The 303-nt window shown below is 60.1% G+C and carries 1 protein-coding gene; it reads right to left on the bottom strand.

Annotated features, from left to right (window positions below):
- Positions 1-303 (bottom strand): hypothetical protein (locus HMPREF2857_RS10225; RefSeq protein ID WP_141752758.1); only part of this gene is annotated, 303 nt, incomplete at both ends.

The raw sequence follows: 303 nt of genomic DNA, 5'->3' as shown, positions 1-303 counted from the left end.
AATCAGTGCCGCGGCCCGCAGCGCTGGGCTTGCGATACTCCGGATCCTCCTGCTTTTCCAGGCTGGCCTCATCAGTGAGTTCAATGACCTCTGGCACAGCCCCGACGCTGGAGAGCATCTCGCGGAACATGTCTGCCTCAGTTGGAAACTCAGCTTGGAGCAGAACCCACTTTTCTGGGTGTGCAACCAGGTGATCGCCCAGTGCACTCGAGCCTCCGAGCAGCGCAAACATACGCGTACGCAGCGGCACCTGCTCGCGCATGGCTTCATCGAGACCAACCTGCTCTGCCTCAGCAGCAACAT

It is taken from the genome of Corynebacterium sp. HMSC076C10, assembly GCF_001812455.1.
GTDB lineage: Bacteria > Actinomycetota > Actinomycetes > Mycobacteriales > Mycobacteriaceae > Corynebacterium > Corynebacterium jeikeium_D.
The sequence above is the reverse complement of the archived record's forward strand: the minus strand, read 5'-3'. Positions and strand labels throughout refer to the sequence as shown.